This is a genomic window from Halomonas nitroreducens (assembly GCF_003966155.1).
GTDB lineage: Bacteria > Pseudomonadota > Gammaproteobacteria > Pseudomonadales > Halomonadaceae > Halomonas > Halomonas nitroreducens.
In genome coordinates this window covers 318,028-336,848 of record NZ_RXNS01000001.1, presented here as the reverse complement: position 1 = coordinate 336,848, position 18,821 = coordinate 318,028, and the positions used below count along the sequence as shown (strand labels likewise).

The following is an 18,821-nucleotide window of genomic DNA, read 5'->3' as shown; positions in this document are numbered from 1 at the left end:
CGACGCTCCTCACGCCTTGTTCTGCACCCAATGGACCTCTGTCGCGGCCATGAGGAAACATCAACAGGCCCTGGCCACCTGCCGCCCTGCCACCCCGCCTGCCGGTCACTGGCGTCGCGTCGACGAGGCCAGAATAGGTAAAATAATTACAACTATAGCCGCATCGACCTACCAATCGCGATATTTTGGCTGTAAGTTTGTTAAACTTACTAGATTCATCCTTCTCGTTGCCGAGGTGCCCCATGGCCCAAGCTTCCACGCCCCTCAATGCCACCGTCCAGCAGGTCACCCAGCGCATCCGTCAGCGCAGCGCCGAGCGCCGGGCGCTCTACGAGGAGCGCATGGCCGACCAGCACCGCCGTGGCGTCCACCGCGGCGAGCTCTCCTGCGGCAACCTGGCCCACGGCTTCGCCGCCTGCGGCGCGGAGGACAAGAATGCCCTGAAGCTGATGAACTCGGCCAACCTGGGGATCATCTCGGCCTACAATGACATGCTCTCGGCCCACCAGCCGCTGGAGACCTTCCCCGAGACCATCAAGGCCGCCGCCCGCGACATGGGCTCCACTGCCCAGTTCGCCGGCGGCGTGCCCGCCATGTGTGACGGCGTCACCCAGGGCCAGCCGGGCATGGAGCTGTCGCTGTTCTCCCGGGACGTGATCGCCATGGCCACCGCCGTGGGACTGTCCCACAACATGTTCGATGCCGCCCTCTACCTCGGCGTCTGCGACAAGATCGTCCCGGGGCTGTTCATCGCCGCGGCACGCTTCGGCCATCTGCCGGCCATGTTCGTGCCCGCGGGCCCCATGCCCAGCGGGCTGCCCAACAAGGAGAAGGCGCGCATCCGCCAGCTGTTCGCCGAGGGCAAGGCCAGCCGCGAGGACCTGCTCGAGGCCGAATCCCAGTCCTACCACAGCCCCGGCACCTGCACCTTCTACGGTACCGCCAACTCCAACCAGCTGATGATGGAGATGATGGGGCTGCACCTGCCCGGCACTTCCTTCGTCAATCCCGGCACCGAGATGCGCGAGGCGTTGACCCGCTACGCCACCGAGCAGGCGATCCGCAACACCGCGCCCGGCGGCGACTACCGCCCCTTCTACCGGCAGGTCGACGAGCGCGCCATCGTCAACGCCGTGGTGGGGCTGCTGGCGTCCGGCGGCTCCACCAACCACACCATGCACCTGGTGGCCATGGCCGCCGCCGCGGGCATCACCCTGACCTGGGATGACTTCACCGAGCTCTCCGCGGTGACGCCGAGCCTGATGCAGGTCTATCCCAACGGCCAGGCGGACATCAACCACTTCCAGGCCGCCGGCGGCATGGCCTACCTGTTCCGCGAACTGCTCGGCGCCGGCCTGATCCACGGCGACATCCCCACGGTGTTCGGCACCGACATGACCGCCTATACCCAGGAACCCTTCCTCGAGGACGGCAAGCTGGTCTGGCGGGAAGGCCCCGACGAGAGCCTCGACACCGAAGTGCTGCGCGGCGTGGCCGAGCCCTTCGCGCCCACCGGCGGACTCACCGTGCTCGACGGCAACCTCGGGCGCGGCGTGATCAAGGTCTCGGCGGTGGCCGAGGAACACCGCGTGGTGGAGGCGCCGGTCAAGCTCTTCGAAGACCAGAACGAGATGAAGGCCGCCTTCGAGGCCGGCGTGCTCGATCGCGACGTCATCGCCGTGGTGCGCTTCCAGGGCCCCAAGGCCAACGGCATGCCCGAGCTGCACAAGCTGACCCCCTACCTGGGCGTGCTGCAGGATCGCGGCTACAAGGTGGCGCTGGTCACCGACGGACGCATGTCCGGCGCTTCCGGCAAGGTCCCGGCGGCCATCCACATGAGCCCCGAGGCGCTGGACGGCGGCCCCCTGGCCAAGCTCCGCGACGGCGATATCGTGCGCCTGGACGCCAACGCCGGCACCCTGGAGGCCAGGGTGGACGCCCACACCTGGGCCGATCGCGCACAATACGTCGCCGAACTGGATCACTATCACGTGGGCCTGGGCCGCGAGCTGTTCGCCGGCTTCCGCCACCTGGCCATGCACGGCGAAGAGGGGGCCGGCGTCTTCGGTGGCTTCGAGGCCGACGACCTGGCCCGCCAGGCCGGCCAGATCCATGACGAGGACGCCTGAGGCCAGGCGCTGCGCGCCGAGGTGCCGCCCCGATTCCCGCTCGGGAGGGGCGGCGGCCTGGCGGACCTGGCGACGATACCCTAGGGTAGCCCGCCCCTGGACGAACACGTGAGACCAGACCATGACACGACCGGCCCTGATCGGTGATATCGGTGGGACCAACGCACGCCTGGCGCTGGTGACGCCGGGCGCCGTCGTCCCCCATGACATCCAGAGCCTGCCCTGCGCCGACTACGACGGCCCGGTGGCGGCGATCCGCGACTACCTGGCCCGGGTCGGCGCCGTCGGCGACGACGCCCCGCGCGAGGCCTGCCTGGCCTTTGCCTGCCCGGTCCACGGCGAACGGGTAACGATGACCAACAATCATTGGGACTTCACCAAGGCCGAGGTCAGGCAGGCCCTGGACCTCGAGCTGTTCAAGGTCATCAATGACTTCATGGCCCAGGCGCTGGGCGTACCTCACGTCGCCGAGGAGGAGCTGGTCAGCCTCCAGGCCGGCGAGGCGGCACCCCACGCCGCACGCCTGGTGATCGGCCCCGGCACCGGCCTCGGGGTGGCCGGGGTCTTCCCCGGCCGGCATGCCTGGATACCGCTGCCCACCGAGGGCGGCCACGTGACCTTCGCCCCCACCGACGAGCGCGAACAGAACCTGCTGCGCCACTTCCGCAACCGCTATGGCCGGATCTCGGTGGAGCGGCTGCTTTGTGGCCAGGGCCTGCTGGACCTGTACCTCGCCCACTGCTCGCTGAAGGGCGCCCCCCCCCGCCACGCCACTCCCGCCGAGGTCACCGAGGCGGCCGGCAGCGGCGACGGCGTGGCCCGTGATACCCTGCTGCGTTTCCTGAAGATCCTCGGCGACGTCAGCGGCGATGCCGCGCTCACCCTCGGCGCCCGGGGCGGCGTCTACCTGTGCGGCGGCATCCTGCCCCGCCTGCTCGACTGGCTGCCGGAAAGCCGCTTCCTCGAGGCCTTCGCCGCCAAGGGCCGCATGAGCGCCTACACCGGCCACATTCCCGTCCAGGTGGTCACCGCGCCCTGGACCGGCCTGCTGGGCGCCGCCGAGGCCCTGCACAATGAAGAGGTCGAGTAGCTCGACGGAGGAGGTCGAATGATACCCGCATCCCTGCGCGCCCTGCTGGACGCCACCCACGGCCAGCGCCGTGCCGACTGGGCCGGCCGCGAGGTCTGGCTGGCCCGGGAACCCTGGGGCGAGCTTGCCGTATCGCTCCAGGGCGCCCAGGTCCTGCACTACCAACCGGCTGGCGCCGCGCCGTCCGGACCCGCCGCCCCCCTCCCAGCGGGCGACGCCGAGGAGACGCTGGTACCCGGCGGCTGGCTATGGATCACGCCCACCCCCCAGGCCCTGCCCGGGGCCATCCGGGGCGGCATCCCGCTGTGCTGGCCCTGGTTCGCCGACGAGCGCACCGCCGACGAGTCGCCCGATCGCTCCGGCCCCATGCACGGCCCGGCCCGCAAGGCCGAGTGGGGCCTGGAGGCCGTGGACGAGCACGAGGAGGGGGTGGAGCTGCACCTCTCCCCGGTCGAGCGGCTGCACACCCAGCTGGTCCCCCGGGCGGTGATCCAGGCCAACGCCCAGCGCCTGCACGTGGAGCTGATCACCGAGCATGTCGGCGAGACCCCGGTGAAGATCACCGGCGCCCTGCACAGCTACCTGGCGGTGGCCGAGGCCCATGCCTGCCGGGTGGAGGGGCTGGCCGGCGCCCGTTACCTGGACAAGCTGGCCGACTTCGCCGAGCGCGAGCAGCAGGGCGAGCTGGGCGTACGCGGCGGCCTGGACCGCATCTACCACAGCAATGCCGAGCTGGTCCTCGACGACGGCCGCCGCCGGCTGCGCGTCGCCCGCCAGGGCAGCGACTCGGCGGTGATCTGGCACCCCGGCGACGCCTTGCCGGCGGACACCCCCGCCGAGGCGGGCCGCCGCTTCCTGTGCATCGAATCCGCCAACACCCGGCTCGATCCGGTGTGGCTGGTCCCCGGCGCCCAACACCTGCTGGGCACCACCCTCTCCCTGACGAGCGAGCCATGAACGACGACTCCCCTAGCTTCGACGTCCCCTTCGCCCTGGGCATGATGAACCTGCATGAGGCCCGCGACCTGCATGCTCCCGGGACACTGGCCGACTGGATCGAGGCCCGCCTCGAGGCGGGCCTGCACTGGTTCGACCACGCCGACATCTACGGCGACCGGGCCGCCGAGACGCTGTTCGGCGACGCCCTGCGGGCGCGCCCCGGGCTGGCGAAGCGGGTCCGGGTGGTGACCAAGACCAGCATCGTCGCCCCCGGGCGGGACGCCTCACCCTTCGCCGTCAAGCACTACGACAGCTCGGCGGCCTACGTGACCGCAGCCATCGACGCCTCCCTCGAGCGCCTGGGCGTGGACCACCTGGATCACTTCCTGCTCCACCGCCCGGATCCGCTGATGGACGCCGAGACCACCGCCCGCGCCCTGGACGACGCCATCGCCGCCGGCAAGATCGGCGCCGCGGGCGTCTCGAACTTCCTCCCCGAGGCGTGGCGCCGGCTGCAGGCGGCCATGACGCATCGCCTGGTCGCCCACCAGCTGCAGCTCTCGCTGGATCATGCCGAGCCGCTCTTCGACGGCCTGTTCGACGCCGTGGTCGGCGACGGCCAGGTACCCATGGCCTGGTCGCCACTGGGCGGCGGTGCCTGCCTGCAGGGCGAGGCCGGCCGACTGCTGTCGCGCCTCGCCGAGCAGCGCGACGCCTCCCCCGCCGGCCTGGCCCTGGCCTGGCTGCGCGCCCTGCCCGGTCGACCGCTGCCGGTGATCGGCAGCCTCAAGGCCGAGCGCATCGCGACACTGCGGCGGGACGCCGCCCAGGACCTCGACCGCGCCAGCTGGTACGCGCTGCTCGAGGCGGCCCGCGGCCACGAGGTCGCCTGAACGCCCATGCCCGATACCCACCACTCGATCAGGAGACACCCATGACCCCGGTGATCGCCTTCGGCGAGGCCCTCGTCGACATGCTGTCCAGCCGCCTCGGAGAGACCCGGGACGGCCCGGAGACCTTCACCCCCTATGCCGGCGGGGCCCCCGCCAACGTGGCCGTGGCCTGCGCACGCCTGGGGGTGCCGAGCCATTTCCTGGGCATGCTCGGCGAGGATCACTTCGGCGACTTCCTCGCCGGCGAGCTCGCCGGCCATGGGGTCGACCTCTCCGGGGTCGCGCGGACCCGCGAGGCGCGTACGGCGCTGGCCTTCGTCTCGCGGGATGCCCAGGGCGAGCGGACCTTCGACTTCTATCGGCCGCCCGCCGCCGACCTGCTGTACCGGCTCGAGCACCTGCCGGCGGGCGTCTTCGCCGAGCCGGCCATCCTCCACCTGTGCAGCAACAGCCTCACCGAGCCTGCCATCGCCGAGACCACCCTGGCCATGGCGGAAATGGCCGCCCGGGTGGGCTGCCTGGTCAGCGTCGACGCCAACCTGCGCCATAACCTCTGGCCCGACGACCAGGTGGACATCGGCCTGGTGACCCGACTGCTCGACGCCGCGGACCTGCTCAAGCTGTCCCGGGAGGAGCTCGACTTCCTGCGCGGCGATCACCCCGAGGCGAACTGGCTGGCCGAACGCCTGGCGGCAGGGGTCAAGCTCGCCGTGATCACCGATGGCGGCGGCACGGTGCGCGCCGAGGGGGTGGGCATGTCACTGGCGGTCGCACCGCCGGCAGTCGAGCCAGTGGATACCACCGCGGGAGGGGACGCCTTTATCGGCGGCCTGCTGGCCCGGCTGGCCGAGGACGGGGTCGAGGAGGGCTGGCACCGCGACCCCGAACGTCTCGAGACGGCCCTGGCCTTCGCCTGTCGCTGCGGCGCCCACGCCGTCACCCGCCCGGGCGCCTACGTCGCCCTGCCCACCCGCGACGACCTCGAGTCCTGAGGCCGGCTCAGGCCCGGCCGCCCGGCTCAAGCCGGGCGCCGCTTCAGGCTCCGCGGGATGACCTCCCGCCCGGGCTGGTAGTCGCCGCGTGAGGCGGCCAGGGCACAGGCCAGGGTCGCCGCCGCGATGCGCACGTGATCCTGCACCGCCGAGTTGACCGGCAACGGCAGGAAGTCGAGCAGCCGGCTGTCGCCGAAGGTGGCCAGGCGCAGCGAAGGCAGCAATTCCCCGGCCTCCAGCAAGGTATCCAGGACTCCGTCCAGCAGCGAGTAGGACGCCGTGACCAGGGCGTCCGGTGCCCCGTGCTCGTCGAGCAGCGAGCGCATCAGCCGCGCACCCTCGGCGCGGTCGTAGCGTTCCCCGCCCCGCATGATCACCTCCAGCTTGCGGCCGTCGAGGGCCTGCTGGAAGCCGGCGCGACGCTCCTGGCTGATCGACAGCCAGGGAACAGCATCCAGCCAGGCGATGCGCGACACCGAGACGTCCAGTACCGACCGGGTCAGCTGGGCGGCGGCCTCGGCATCGTTGCTGACCACGCTGGCGAAGCGTCGCGGGTCGAACCCCCGGTCGACGGCCACCACCGGCAATCCCTCCGCCTGCAGCTCGGCGTAGAAGGGGTCCTCCATCGACAGGCAACTGGCGGTGATCAGCACCTCGCAACGCTGGGCTCGCAGGGCAATCGCCAGGTCGCGCTCGGCCTCGGGACGATCATCGGAGCCCGCGATCAGCAGCTGGTAGCCCTGCTCCCGGGCGCCGCGCTCCATGAGCTTGGCCAGCCGCGCATAGGTGGCGTTCTCCAGGTCGGGAATGATCAGGCCCAGGGTGCGACTGGAGCCGCGTCGCAGCGCCGCCGCCTGGGGATCGACCCGGTAACGGTGCTGGCGCACCACCGCCATGACCTTGTCGACCGTTTCTCGGCTGATGCGCCGTTCCCCGGCCTTGCCGTTGATGACATAACTGGCCGTGGTTCGCGAGACCCCGGCCAGACGAGCGATTTCGGCGAGTGTCATGGTCTACCCCTTGAGATGTTGGGGGGATTCTACGCCGGACCACCGCCCGCCTGCCCCCTGCCAAAGTCGTAGACGATCGACCTTGCCATGCAAGATGAATCGATCCAGCATTCAGTTAAGCACGGGTGACACGATTCACCCAAGCAAAGAAGGAAAGATCAACGAGAGTGAAACGCGACTGCCACGCCCCTCGGGCCCTGGATTGCCCCGGCGTCGCCCCCTCGACAACCGGAGACGCCCATGTTGACGCTCAGCCAGGACGACATCCTGCTCGGCTGCCAGGCAGAGAGCTGGCGCGCCGCGCTGGATCAGGCCGCCGACGCCCTGCACACGGCGGGACTGGTGGCCCCCACCTATCGGGATGGCCTCTATGCCCGGGAGGCCCAGTCCTCCACTTACCTCGGCAATGCCATCGCCATCCCCCACGGCACTCCGGAGAGCCGCACCCATGTCCGCGCCACCGGCGTCCGGGTGCTGCAGTTCCCCGGTGGACTCGAGTGGCATGACGGCAACCGGGTCCACGTGCTGGTGACCATCGCCGCCCAGAGCGACGAGCACCTGGATATCCTGCGCCAGCTGACCCACGTACTGGACCAGGACGGCATGGCCGAACGCCTGGCCGGGGCCGACAGCCGAGCCGAGATCGCCGGCCTGCTGTCGAAGGCGGTGGTCGAGGCTCGCCTCGACGCCGAGACCCTCTGCCTGGGTTTCCCCGCCCGCGACCACCAGGAGCTGGCCCTGGCCGGCGCCGCCCGGCTGCGCCAGGCCGGCTGCGTGACCAGCGAGTTCGTGGCCGCCCTGGCCGAGACCTCGCCGCTTTCCCTCGGCCAGGGCCTGTGGCTGGCGGCCAGCCATCGCGGCGTCGAGGTGCCGGCGCTGTCGCTGGCCACCCCGGCCACGGCCCTGGAGACGGACGCGGGCGAGGTGGCCGGCGTCTTCTGCCTGGCCGCCCGGGGCGAGGCCCATCGCGGCCTGCTCGAGCGGATCCTCGCCCTGCTCGAGAGCGAGGCGGGCGGCGACGTGCGCGAGGCCGATGCCGCCACCCTACTGGCCCGCCTCGCCGGCGAATCGGCCAGCGTCAGCCGCCGCCTCGCCCGGGTCCTCAACGCCCACGGCCTGCATGCCCGCCCGGCCAAGCAGCTGGTCCAGGAGGCCCGCGCCCAGGGCATCGCGATCCGTGTCCGCCTGGCCGAGGGCGGCTTTGATGCCGTCTCCGCGACCAGCCTGACCAAGATCATCAACCTCGGCGCCCGGCGTGGCCAGCAGCTGGCCTTCTCCGCCGAGGGCGAGGGGGCCGACGCCGCCCTGGAGGCGATCTGTCGGGCCGTGGAAGGCGGCCTCGGCGAGCGGGTCATGCCCTTCGACGCGAGCCGCGAGGCCATCGCCCCGGACGAGGACGCGCCGGCACCGGAGTCGCTGCCGGCCGACGAGGCCCATCCCGGGGTGGCGGCCTCGCCGGGCCTGGCCATCGCCCCGGCCTTCGTGCTGATGACCCCGCGCTTCGACTATCCGGCCCGCGCCGCCGATCCCGCCGCCGAGAACCGCCGCCTCGATGCGGCGATCCACGAGGGGAAAGAGCAGCTCGAGGCGCTGGTCCAGCAGGCCCGCGGCGGCGAGGTGGCCCAGATCCTCTCCATGCACGAGGAGATGCTCGGCGACCCGGAACTGCACCAGGCCGCCCGCGAGGGCATCGCCGAGGGCGCCTCCGCCGAAGCCGCCTGGTGGGAGGCCATCGACACCGCGGCCCAGGCCCAGGAGCGGCTCGCCGACCGCCTGCTCGCCGAGCGTGCCGCCGACTTGCGCGACGTGGGCCGCCGGGTGCTGGGCATCCTGTGCCGGGTCGAGCTGCCCGAACCGCCGGACCATCCCTATATCCTGGTCACCGACGACATCGGCCCCTCCGACGTGGCGCGCCTCGACACCGACCGGGTGCGCGGCCTGCTCACGGCGAGAGGGGGCGCGACCGCCCACAGCGCCATCCTCGCCCGGGCCCTGGGGATTCCCGCCGTGGTGGGCGCCGGCCCCCGGGTGCTGACCCTGGACAACGGCACCGAGCTGATCCTTGACGGCGAGCGCGGCCGCGTTACCCCCGCCCCCTCCGCCGAGCGCCGCCAGTCCGCCGAGCAGCGCCTGGCCGAGCATCGGCGCCGCGAGGCCGAGGCCTGGGAGGCGCGCTTCGAAGAGGCGCGCACCCGCTGCGGGCACCGGGTCGAGGTGGCCGCCAACCTGGGCAACACCGCCCATGCCGCTGATGCCGTGAGCCGCGGCGCCGAGGGCGTGGGCCTGCTGCGCACCGAGTTCCTGTTCATGGCCCATGCCCGGGAGCCCGATCTCGAGACCCAGATCGAGGAATATCGCGAGGCCCTGGAGGCCCTGGACGGCCGGCCGCTGGTGGCCCGCACTCTGGACGTGGGCGGCGACAAGCCGCTGCCCTACTGGCCGCTGCCCCAGGAGGCCAACCCCTTCCTGGGCCTGCGCGGCATCCGCCTGTCGCTGACCCGGCCCGAGGTGCTGGAGACCCAGCTGCGCGCCCTGCTGATGGCCGCCGTCGGCAAGCCGCTGCGCATCATGCTGCCCATGGTCAAGGACGTCGCCGAGTTCCGCGCCGCCCGGGCCATCGTCGATCGCCTGCTGGACGAGATCCCCGAGACCGAGCGCACCATCGACCTGCAGCTCGGGGTGATGATCGAGGTGCCCTCCTGCGCCCTGCTGGCCGCCAGCCTGGCCGCCGAGGTCGACTTCTTCTCGGTGGGCACCAACGACCTCACCCAGTACACCCTGGCCATCGACCGCGACCATCCCGAGCTCTCCGCCCAGGCCGACGGCCTGCACCCGGCGGTGCTGCGGCTGATCGAGATGACCGTGATGGCCGCCCACGCGCAGGGCAAGTGGGTCGGGGTCTGCGGCGAACTGGCCTCGGATGCCACCGCCGTGCCGGTGCTGGTGGGCCTGGGCGTCGACGAGCTGTCGGTCAGCGCCCGACAGGTGCCGCTGGTCAAGGCTCGGCTGCGCGAGTTCGGCCTCAAGAAGGCCCGGGCCCTGGCCGGGATCGCCCTGGCCCAGGCCACCAGCGAGGCGGTCCGCGACGCCCTGGAGGCCCGCTGATGGCCCGCCTGCTGACCCTGACCCTGAACCCCGCCCTGGACCTGTCGGTGGCGCTGGACCGCCTGGCGCCCGGCGCGGTCAACCGCACCCGGGAGACCCACCTCGAGGCCGCCGGCAAGGGCGTCAACGTGGCCCGGGTGCTGGTCGCCCTCGGCCACGAGGTCTGCGTCTCGGGCTTGCTGGGCGCCGACAACGACGGCCCCTTCCTGCGGGCCTTCGAGGCGCTGGGCGTGGAGGATGCCTTCCTGCGGGTCCCCGGCGAGACCCGCATCAACGCCAAGCTCGCCGAGGCCGACGGCCGGGTCACCGACATCAACGGTCCGGGGCTGGCCATCGACGCCGACGCCTGGGGCCGGCTGCTGACCTGGCTCGATGACCTGGCCGGCAACCCGCGCCGCCGCCCGGAGGCGGTGGTGATCGCCGGCAGCCTGCCGCCAGGCGTCACCCCCGAGGCCCTGGCCGACCTGATCGACCGGCTGCTTGCCGCCGAGCTGCCGGTCTGGGTGGACACCAGCGGCGAGGCGCTCGCCGCCGCCATCGCCGCCGGCCCCACCGCGGTCAAGCCCAACGAGCACGAGCTCGCGGCCTGGGCCGGCCGCGACCTGACCAGCGCGGCGGCACGCCTCGAGGCCGCCCGGGCCCTGCATGCCGCCGGCATCGAGGAGGCGCTGCTCTCCGCCGGTCCGGACGGCGTGCTGTGGGTCAGCCGGCGCGGCGCCTGGCAGGCCCTGCCGCCGCGGCTTCAGGTGGCCAGCACCGTGGGCGCCGGCGACACCCTGCTCGCCGCCATGCTGCACGGCGTGCTGTCGAACCAGGCGCCCCACCAGGCCCTGCGGCTGGCCACGGCGCTCTCCGCCGACGCCGTTCGCCATGTCGGCGTGGGCGACATTCACGCCGCCGATTTCCCTCAACTCCAACAACAGACCCGCGTCCACCACTTGCCCGGTGGCGACGCAGGGGGAGCTCTCGCATGAACGTCATCCTCATCACCGCCTGCCCCAGCGGCATGGCCACCACCTTTCTCGCCGCCCGTCGGCTCGAACAGGCCGCCGGCCGACTCGGCTGGCAGGCCCACGTCGAGATGCACGGCGAGCTCGAGCCCGTCCAGCCGGTCGATGCCGAGACCATTGCCGCCGCCGACCTGGTGGTGGTCGCCGCCGACCAGGTGCCCGCACCACAGCGCTTCGACGGCAAGCGGCTCTTCCAGGCGCCCATCGACCAGGCCCTGCCCGCTCCCCAGACCTTCCTCGAGCGGGCCGCACGCGAGGCCCAGCCCTACGTCCCACATCCCGAGGCGTTGTCCGCCGCCCCGGCCAAGGCTGGCGACGGCAGCCGCATTGTCGCCGTCACCGCCTGCCCCACCGGGGTGGCGCACACCTTCATGGCCGCCGAGGCCCTGGCCGAGGCGGGCAAGAGCCTGGGTCATGCGATCCGCGTGGAGACCCAGGGCTCGGTGGGCGCCCAGGACCAGCTCACCGACGAGGAGATCCGCGACGCCGAGGTGGTGATCCTGGCCTGCGACATCGAGGTCGACCCGGCTCGGTTCACCGGCAAGCGGATCTACCGCACCTCCACCGGTAACGCCCTCAAGACCCCCCGCCCGACCATCGAGGCGGCGCTGGCCGAGGCCGAGGTGGAGGACACGGCGGCCGCGCAGGCCGGCGAGGGCGAGCGCAAGACCAGCGTCAAGGAGAAGGGCGTCTACAAGCACCTGCTGACCGGGGTGTCCTTCATGCTGCCCATGGTGGTCGCCGGGGGCCTGCTGATCGCGTTGTCCTTCGTGTTCGGCATCGAGGCCTTCGAGGAGGAAGGCACCCTGGCCGCGGCCCTGATGCAGATCGGCGGGGGCACCGCCTTCGCGCTGATGATCCCGGTGCTGGCTGGCTATATCGCCTATTCCATCGCCGACCGGCCGGGGATCGCCCCGGGCATGATCGGCGGCATGCTGGCCTCGAACATTGGCGCCGGCTTCATCGGCGGCATCCTCGCCGGCTTCCTGGCCGGCTACGCCGCCAAGGCGGTGACCCGCTACGTCAAGCTGCCGGCCAGCGTCGAGTCGCTCAAGCCGATCCTGATCATTCCGCTGCTGGCCAGCCTGGTCACCGGCCTCACGATGATCTATGTCGTCGGCGAACCGGTGGCTGCCCTGCTCTCGGCCCTCACTACCTTCCTCGAGAACATGGGCTCCGCCAACGCGGTGCTACTGGGCATCCTGCTCGGTTCGATGATGTGCTTCGACCTCGGCGGGCCGGTCAACAAGGCAGCCTACACCTTCGGCGTGGGCCTGCTGGCCTCCGAGACCTACGCCCCCATGGCGGCGATCATGGCCGCCGGCATGGTGCCGGCCATCGGCATGGGTATCGCCAGCCTGGTGGCCAAGGCGAAGTTTTCCGAGCCCGAGCGCGAGGCCGGCAAGGCGTCGCTGGTGCTGGGCTGTTGCTTCATCACCGAGGGCGCCATTCCCTTCGCCGCCAAGGATCCGCTGCGGGTGATTCCGGCCTGCATGGTGGGCGGTGCCGTGACCGGGGCGCTGTCGATGCTGGTCGGCGCCAAGCTGATGGCACCCCATGGCGGCATCTTCGTGCTGCTGATTCCCAACGCCATCACCCCGGTGGTGTGGTATCTGGCAGCCATCGTCGCCGGCGCCCTGATCACCGGCCTGGGCTATGCCGCGCTCAAGCGCGGCGACCAGTCGGTGGCGGTCGAGGCCAGTGCCTGAACCAGCCCCGACCGCAACGACTGGCGCCCCCTGGGCAGGCCGCTCAGGCGAACACTGCCCGGCGGGGCGCCGCCGCTTGCTCGGCGTGAACCGTCAAGCACTCCCGCAGGACGCCGCACTCCTCCTGCTTGTGGCGGGCGAAGCTCATCAGGGGCATCTCGAGTTCCGGAGTGGCATTGGTGTCCAGCAGCAGTCGGGATAACCGGCTCGCCTCGTCGGCGGCCTCCAGCGCGTCCTCCAGCACCTCGTTCACTCCGCGCGCGTCCACCGCCGGCAACGCTTGCGCCCCGGCGATGCTGGCCGAGCCCTCTGCCGGCTCATCCCCCCGGGTGACGCAGGCGCCCAGCTCCATGCGCTCCGCCGCCTTCAGCAGGGCCTTGAGCTGCTGTTCACACGCGACGCCAAGCCCTTCCATCACGCGGCTGATGTCGGCGTGGCCAGAGGCAAAGCCCTGGGCGAGCCGACGGTAGCGCTGCAGATCCCGGTTTTCGAGGCCACTGGCGAGCATCAAGCGTTCCTGGGGCAGCAGGGTGAGAATCGTCATATCGTTCATGAGTCGCTTCCTCGTGTTCCGATGGGACAAGATGCCATCTGGCGACGACATAAAGAACAAGCAAGGAACGGACCAACCCGAGAAACCCGCAGGAAGTGCTGCAGCGAAGATCGCCGCCAAGGCGCAAGGTTGACGCACTACTCTCGCTACGGCATCCGGGGCGATGCGAGCCAATGGTGCCCGGATGCCGCGTCATCTGCCGACGGCCTTCCCCCTGGGAGCGTCGCCGGATGCCGACAAAAAAAACCCGGCCAGGGCGACCGGGGCGCAAGGACAGCGACTGGCTGTCGAGAGAGACTCACTCGTGATTCAGTGGTGGAAGCGCTCCGCGGCTTCCCGGGCCAGTTGGCGGATGGCCTTCCAGTCCTCGGCCTCTACCAGGGACGCGGGCGTCAGCCAGGAGCCGCCCACGCACATGACGTTGCCGAGCGCCAGGTAGTCATCGGCGTTGTCCAGGTTGATGCCGCCGGTGGGGCAGAAGCGCGCCTCGGGGATCGGACCGGCGAAGGCCTTCAGCGCCTTGACGCCGCCGCTCGCCTCGGCGGGGAAGAACTTGAAGCGCCGGTAGCCAAACTGCCAGCCGATCATCAGCTCGGAGACGGTGGCCACGCCGGGCAGCATCGGCACCGGGCTTTCCACGCCATAACGGTAGAGGGCCTCGGTGGTGCCCGGGGTCACCACGAAGTCGGCGCCAACCTGCTCGGCCTGGCGGTACTGGGCCGGGGTCAGCACGGTACCGATGCCGACGCTGGCCTGGGGCAGGGCCTCCTTGATGCGCCGAGTGGCCTCCAGGGCACAGTCCGTGCGCAGGGTGACCTCCAGCACGCTGAGGCCGCCCTCGACCAGGGCAGTGGCCAGGGGCACGGCGTCTTCCACGCGCTGGATCGCCAGGACCGGAATCACCTCGGCCTTGAGGCAGATGCTGTCGATCTCGGTGGTGCGGGTGGAAGGCAGCTGTTTTTCGATGGTCATATCGTGGCTCCAGGAATCGGGTCCGTCGAGGGCTCAGGGCGCCCAGTGGATGCTCAGTGGGCTGGCCAGGAAGGCGCGGATCGGCAGCGAGCGGGTATCGTCGCCGGCCAGGGCCCGGCCGAGGACCGCGCGCTTCTCCTCGCCGGTGATGTGCAGGTAGTGACGATAGGCCTGGTGGAGGCGATCGGCGCTCAGGGTGATGCGCGGCTGGGGCTGGCTCGGCGTGCGCACCGCCACCACCGGCTCGTCGGTGGACAGCGCCAGCTCGAGCTCCCGGCTGTCCGGGAACAGCGAGGCCGTGTGGCCATCGCCCCCCATGCCGAGGATCACCACGCTGGCCGGCCAGCTCAGCTCCGCGATGCGCCGGCCCACCTCGGCTGCTCCCTCCTCGGGGGTCGCGGCCTCGCTGGTCAACGGCACGAAGCGGGCCTCGGTGGCCGCGCCTCGCAGCAGGTGCTCGCGCACCAGGCGGGCATTGCTGTCGTCGGCCGTCTCGGCCACCCAGCGCTCGTCGGCCAGGGTCACGTCGATGCGCGACCAGGGCAGCGCCATGGCCGCCAGGGCATGGAAGAAGGGCACCGGGGTCGAGCCGCCGGACACCACCAGCAGGGCCCGCTCGCGCCGGGCCAGGTCGCTTCTCAGGGCCTCGGCCACGGCCTCGGCAAGCTGGTGAGCCAGTCGCTCGCGGGGTGTCGGGGTGGAATCGCTCATCTCAGTAGTCCTCGTACCAGCTACGGCCATCCTGGGTGATCATCGCGATCGAGGCCACCGGCCCCCAGGAACCGGCGGGATAGCGCCGCGGGGCCTGGTCGTCCTGCCAGGCGGCGATCAGGCTGTCGCACCACCGCCAGGCGTGCTCCACCTCGTCGCGGCGCACGAAGAGGTACTGCTGGCCCTTCATGACCTCGAGCAGCAATCGCTCGTAGGCATCGGGGATCCGCGACTTGGCGAAGGCGCTGTTGAAGTCCAGGTGCAGCGGCCCCTTGCGCAGGCGCATGCCCTTGTCCAGGCCGCTGTCCTTGGTCAGCACCTCCAGCGCGATGCCCTCCTCGGGCTGCAGGCGGATCACCAGCTTGTTGGCGGCCAGGGCGCGCTGGTCGGGGTCGAAGATGTAGTGGGGCTGCTGGCGGAAGTGGATGACGATCTGCGACATCTTGGCCGGCATGCGCTTGCCGGTGCGCAGGTAGAACGGCACCCCCGCCCAGCGCCAGTTGGACACCCCGGTCTTCATTGCCACGAAGGTCTCGGTGTGGCTGTCGGTGTTGGCGTCGTCTTCCTCGAGGTAGCCCGGCACGCTCTGGCCATCGCTGGTGCCGGCGATGTACTGCCCGCGCACCACGTCGCGGCCCAGCATGTCGTCGGTGAACGGCTTGAGCGCCTTGAGCACCTTGACCTTCTCGTCGCGGATGGCGTCGGCATCGAGGTTGGCGGGCGGGTCCATGGCGATCAGGCAGACCAGCTGCAGCAGGTGGTTCTGGACCATGTCGCGCAGCTGCCCGGCCTTGTCGAAGTAGCCCCAGCGCCCCTCGATGCCGACCTTCTCGGCCACGGTGATCTCCACGTGGGAGATGTGGTTCTGGTTCCACTGGGTGCCGAACAGGGGATTGGCGAAGCGCAGCGCGATCAGGTTCTGGACCGTCTCCTTGCCCAGATAGTGGTCGATGCGGTAGATCCGCGACTCGGGGAAGACGGCACCGATGGCGTCGTTGACCTCCCGGCTGGAGACCAGATCGAAGCCGATCGGCTTTTCCACGACCACCCGGCTGCGCGCGTCGAGGCTGCCGCTGGCCTCCAGGTGGCGGCAGATGTCGCCGTAGAGGCTGGCGCCGACCGCCAGGTAGACGACCAGGGGACGGCTACTGCCCGCCTGGCGCCACTCGCGGATGGCCGCATAGCCTTCCGGCTGAGTGGCATCCAGCTGACAGTAGTCGAGGCGGGCCAGGAAGCGCTTGACCACCGCGCGGTCCATCTCCTCCGCCTTGACGTGGCACTTGAGGGCCGCCTCCACCTTGCTGCGAAAGCCCTCGGCGTCCACTTCCTGACGCGCCACCCCGAGCAGGCGGGTGCCCTCGTCGAGCAGCCCCTCCCGGTCGAGCTGGTAGAGCGCCGGATAGAGCTTGCGCTGCGAGAGATCGCCGAGCGCGCCGAACAGGGCGAGATCGATTTCCGTGTCGAAGTCACCCGAGCTCCGCGCCTCGCCGGGCCGCTTGTGTTGGCTCATATCCGCCCCCATTTGGTTAACTTAGCAAAATTCTAGCGTAACGCGACGCCAGCATCCAAAATATTTTGTAAAATTACTACTAAATGCCAACCCTCGACCAAGGGCCTGTGGCTTGCCCCCCTCGGGACGCGCTAGGATGCGCCCCAACTTGTAGTTAAATCACCACATCCATCTAGACTCAACCGGTGGCGTCCGACGCGCCCCGCCGTCAGGGAGACACACTCGCTCATGGTCAGTCACGATCTGCTGGACCGCATCCGCCACCGACTCGATGAGCTCAACCGTTCCGAACGCAAGGTCGCCGACGTGATCCTCGCCGACCCCGGCACCGCCACCAGCATGAGCATCGCCAGTCTGGCGCATGCCGCCTCGGTCAGCGAGCCCACGGTGAACCGCTTCTGCCGCAGCTTCGATGCCAAGGGCTACCCGGACTTCAAGATCAAGCTGGCCCAGAGCCTGGCCGGCGGTACCCCCTACGTCAGCCAGGCGGTGGAGCCCGGCGACGCAGCCGGCGACTACACCAGCAAGATCTTCGGCGCCACCATCGCCGCCCTCGACCTGGCCCGCCGCGAGGTGGATTCCGCGCGGGTCGAGCGGGTGGTCGACTACCTGACCCAGGCCAAGCAGCTGCACTTCTTCGGACTGGGCGCCTCCGGCGCCGTGGCCCAGGACGCCCAGCACAAGTTCTTCCGCTTCAACATCCCGGTGTCGGCCTACGTCGACGTGCTGATGCAGCGCATGGTCGCCGCGTCCTGCCATACCGGGGACGTGGTGGTGATCCTGTCCTACACCGGCCGTACCCGCGAGCTGGTGGACATCGCCCAGGTGGCCCGGGAGAATGGCGCCGTCGTGCTCGGCATCACCGCCCCCGACTCGCCGTTGGCCGACGAGTGCACCGAGACCCTGGCAGTGACCGCCCCGGAGGACACCGACCACTATATGCCGATGACCTCGCGGATGATCCAGCTGGCGCTGATCGATGTCCTCGCCACCGGCGTGACGCTGCGTCGCGGCGAGGACTTCCTGCCCCACCTGAAGAAGATCAAGGACAGCCTGAAGCCGACCCGCTTCCCCGCCGGCAGCGGGGAATGAAGCCGGCGTCTCGGGCCTCCGCTCGGCTGGCGCGCGGAGTCATCCGGTCACTGCGGCGGTCATAGCAGACAAGGACCTCCCGGCCCTGAGGGGGCCGACCATGACAGGGAGCCGCGATGACCCCATTGCCATTGACCCTGCAGGACTGGCGTGCCTGGTGGCCCGGCCGGGCCCGAGCGGACGAGCCTCGCCTGTCGGGGGAGGAACGCCCAGCCGGCAAGGCCGTGCCGGCCATGCTGCGGCGCCGCCTCAATCTGCCCGGCCGCGCGGTCAGCGACATGCTCGAGGCACTCGATCCCGAGGCCAGCCAGGTGCTGGTGCATGCCTCGCGCCATGGCGACGGCGAGCGCACCCTGCAGATGCTCGAGGCGCTCACCGTCGGCCAGCCGGTCTCGCCCGCCCGCTTCGGTCTCTCGGTGCATAACGCCATCCTCGGTGTTCACTCGATCGCCTCGGGAAACCGCCGCTCCCAGCAGGCCCTGGCGGCCTCGGGGACCGAGCTGGCCGCCCTGTTCGGCGAGGCCCGCGGCTACCTGGCCGACGGCGAAAGTTCGGTCGTCGTGGTCTTCAGCGATGCGCCGGTGCCCGGGCGCTTCCGGGGGGCGGACACTCCCGAGGTCGAGCTGGCCGCGGTGGCCATGCGGCTGGGCACCGCCACGGGCCGCACCATCACCGCCGCGCCCCTCCCGGCCGACGCCGCACCCTCCCGAGCCCCGCAGCCCACGGACGTCATCCGCTGGCTGCTCGGCGAGGCCCCGCTGCGCTGCCCCGGCCGCCGCCTGAGCTGGCGACTGGCCCCCTGACCCGACTCGACATCCCCCCTGGACGAAGGAGCCGCCCATGTCGACCCCACTGGAACACGAACTCAAGCAGCTGATCATCGAGACCCTGGAGCTCGAGGACACCACCCCGGAGGACATCGACCCCGACGCGCCGCTGTTCGGCGAGGGCCTGGGCCTGGACTCCATCGATGCCCTCGAGCTGGGCCTGGCGCTGCAGAAGACCTACGGCATCCAGCTCGAGGCCGAAAGCGAGGAGGCTCGCCGCCACTTCGCCAGCCTGCGAAGCCTGGCGGCCCTGGTCGAGGCCCGGCGCAACGACTAGGC

At 70.9% G+C, this 18,821-nt stretch carries 16 protein-coding genes; 11 read left to right on the top strand and 5 right to left on the bottom strand.

What is annotated here, in order from left to right; genetic code table 11:
* Window positions 1-242: 242 nt before the first annotated feature.
* The 5 genes from edd to EKG36_RS01420 all read left to right on the top strand — a co-directional run bounded on the left by edd (window position 243) and on the right by EKG36_RS01420 (window position 6,043).
* The gene (gene edd / locus EKG36_RS01440; protein WP_126480252.1) at window positions 243-2,129 is read left to right on the top strand and encodes a phosphogluconate dehydratase; all 1,887 of its coding nucleotides are present in this window, start codon (window positions 243-245) and stop codon (window positions 2,127-2,129) included.
* Between the two features lie 121 nt (window positions 2,130-2,250).
* Window positions 2,251-3,219, top strand: a complete 969-nt coding sequence (gene glk, locus EKG36_RS01435) for a glucokinase (protein WP_126480250.1) — start codon at window positions 2,251-2,253, stop codon at window positions 3,217-3,219.
* Window positions 3,220-3,237: 18 nt separating this feature from the next.
* Window positions 3,238-4,176: an aldose epimerase family protein gene (locus tag EKG36_RS01430; RefSeq protein WP_126480248.1), complete on the top strand. Its 939-nt coding sequence runs from the start codon at window positions 3,238-3,240 to the stop codon at window positions 4,174-4,176.
* Complete coding sequence (locus EKG36_RS01425; RefSeq protein WP_126480246.1) at window positions 4,173-5,051, top strand: aldo/keto reductase; 879 nt, start codon at window positions 4,173-4,175, stop codon at window positions 5,049-5,051. Before EKG36_RS01430 ends, EKG36_RS01425 begins: the two co-directional genes overlap by 4 nt.
* A 41-nt stretch (window positions 5,052-5,092) precedes the next feature.
* A complete protein-coding gene (locus tag EKG36_RS01420; protein WP_126480244.1) occupies window positions 5,093-6,043 on the top strand; it encodes a carbohydrate kinase family protein in 951 nt (316 codons plus the stop codon).
* 26 nt (window positions 6,044-6,069) lie between these two features.
* Here the strand turns inward: EKG36_RS01420 and cra are convergent, their stop codons facing one another.
* The gene (gene cra / locus EKG36_RS01415; protein WP_126480242.1) at window positions 6,070-7,053 is read right to left on the bottom strand and encodes a catabolite repressor/activator; all 984 of its coding nucleotides are present in this window, start codon (window positions 7,051-7,053) and stop codon (window positions 6,070-6,072) included.
* A 240-nt stretch (window positions 7,054-7,293) separates the two neighbouring features.
* On the opposite strand from cra, the gene ptsP reads away from it, so the two are divergent.
* Genes ptsP through EKG36_RS01400 form a run of 3 tightly spaced genes read left to right on the top strand, consistent with a single transcriptional unit; the run spans window position 7,294 to window position 12,877 of the window.
* Window positions 7,294-10,158, top strand: coding sequence for a phosphoenolpyruvate--protein phosphotransferase (ptsP, locus tag EKG36_RS01410; RefSeq protein ID WP_126480240.1), 2,865 nt, complete (start codon window positions 7,294-7,296; stop codon window positions 10,156-10,158).
* Window positions 10,158-11,132, top strand: a complete 975-nt coding sequence (gene pfkB, locus EKG36_RS01405) for a 1-phosphofructokinase (RefSeq protein ID WP_126480238.1) — start codon at window positions 10,158-10,160, stop codon at window positions 11,130-11,132. Before ptsP ends, pfkB begins: the two co-directional genes overlap by 1 nt.
* On the top strand, window positions 11,129-12,877 hold the full coding sequence (locus tag EKG36_RS01400) for a PTS fructose-like transporter subunit IIB (protein WP_126480236.1): 1,749 nt from the start codon (window positions 11,129-11,131) through the stop codon (window positions 12,875-12,877). Before pfkB ends, EKG36_RS01400 begins: the two co-directional genes overlap by 4 nt.
* A 43-nt stretch (window positions 12,878-12,920) precedes the next feature.
* On the opposite strand, the gene EKG36_RS01395 is transcribed toward EKG36_RS01400, so the two are convergent.
* From EKG36_RS01395 to zwf, 4 genes are all read right to left on the bottom strand, one after another.
* Window positions 12,921-13,430 (bottom strand): hypothetical protein, encoded by a 510-nt coding sequence (locus EKG36_RS01395; protein WP_126480234.1) that lies wholly within the window; start codon window positions 13,428-13,430, stop codon window positions 12,921-12,923.
* A 309-nt stretch (window positions 13,431-13,739) separates the two neighbouring features.
* A complete protein-coding gene (locus tag EKG36_RS01390; RefSeq protein WP_126480232.1) occupies window positions 13,740-14,402 on the bottom strand; it encodes a bifunctional 4-hydroxy-2-oxoglutarate aldolase/2-dehydro-3-deoxy-phosphogluconate aldolase in 663 nt (220 codons plus the stop codon).
* 33 nt (window positions 14,403-14,435) lie between these two features.
* Window positions 14,436-15,113 carry a 6-phosphogluconolactonase gene (pgl, locus tag EKG36_RS01385; protein WP_126480230.1) on the bottom strand — a complete coding sequence of 226 codons (678 nt, stop codon included), beginning with the start codon at window positions 15,111-15,113 and terminating at the stop codon, window positions 14,436-14,438.
* Between the two features lies 1 nt (window position 15,114).
* Window positions 15,115-16,623, bottom strand: coding sequence for a glucose-6-phosphate dehydrogenase (zwf, locus tag EKG36_RS01380; protein WP_126480228.1), 1,509 nt, complete (start codon window positions 16,621-16,623; stop codon window positions 15,115-15,117).
* Window positions 16,624-16,851: 228 nt separating this feature from the next.
* Between zwf and EKG36_RS01375 the strand changes: the two genes are divergently transcribed.
* The 3 genes from EKG36_RS01375 (at window position 16,852) to EKG36_RS01365 (ending at window position 18,819) form a co-directional block, all read left to right on the top strand.
* A complete protein-coding gene (locus EKG36_RS01375) occupies window positions 16,852-17,715 on the top strand; it encodes a MurR/RpiR family transcriptional regulator (protein ID WP_126480226.1) in 864 nt (287 codons plus the stop codon).
* 116 nt (window positions 17,716-17,831) lie between these two features.
* Complete coding sequence (locus tag EKG36_RS01370; protein WP_126480224.1) at window positions 17,832-18,518, top strand: beta-ketoacyl synthase chain length factor; 687 nt, start codon at window positions 17,832-17,834, stop codon at window positions 18,516-18,518.
* 37 nt (window positions 18,519-18,555) lie between these two features.
* Window positions 18,556-18,819, top strand: a complete 264-nt coding sequence (locus EKG36_RS01365) for a phosphopantetheine-binding protein (protein WP_126480222.1) — start codon at window positions 18,556-18,558, stop codon at window positions 18,817-18,819.
* The last annotated feature ends 2 nt before the right edge of the window (window positions 18,820-18,821 follow it).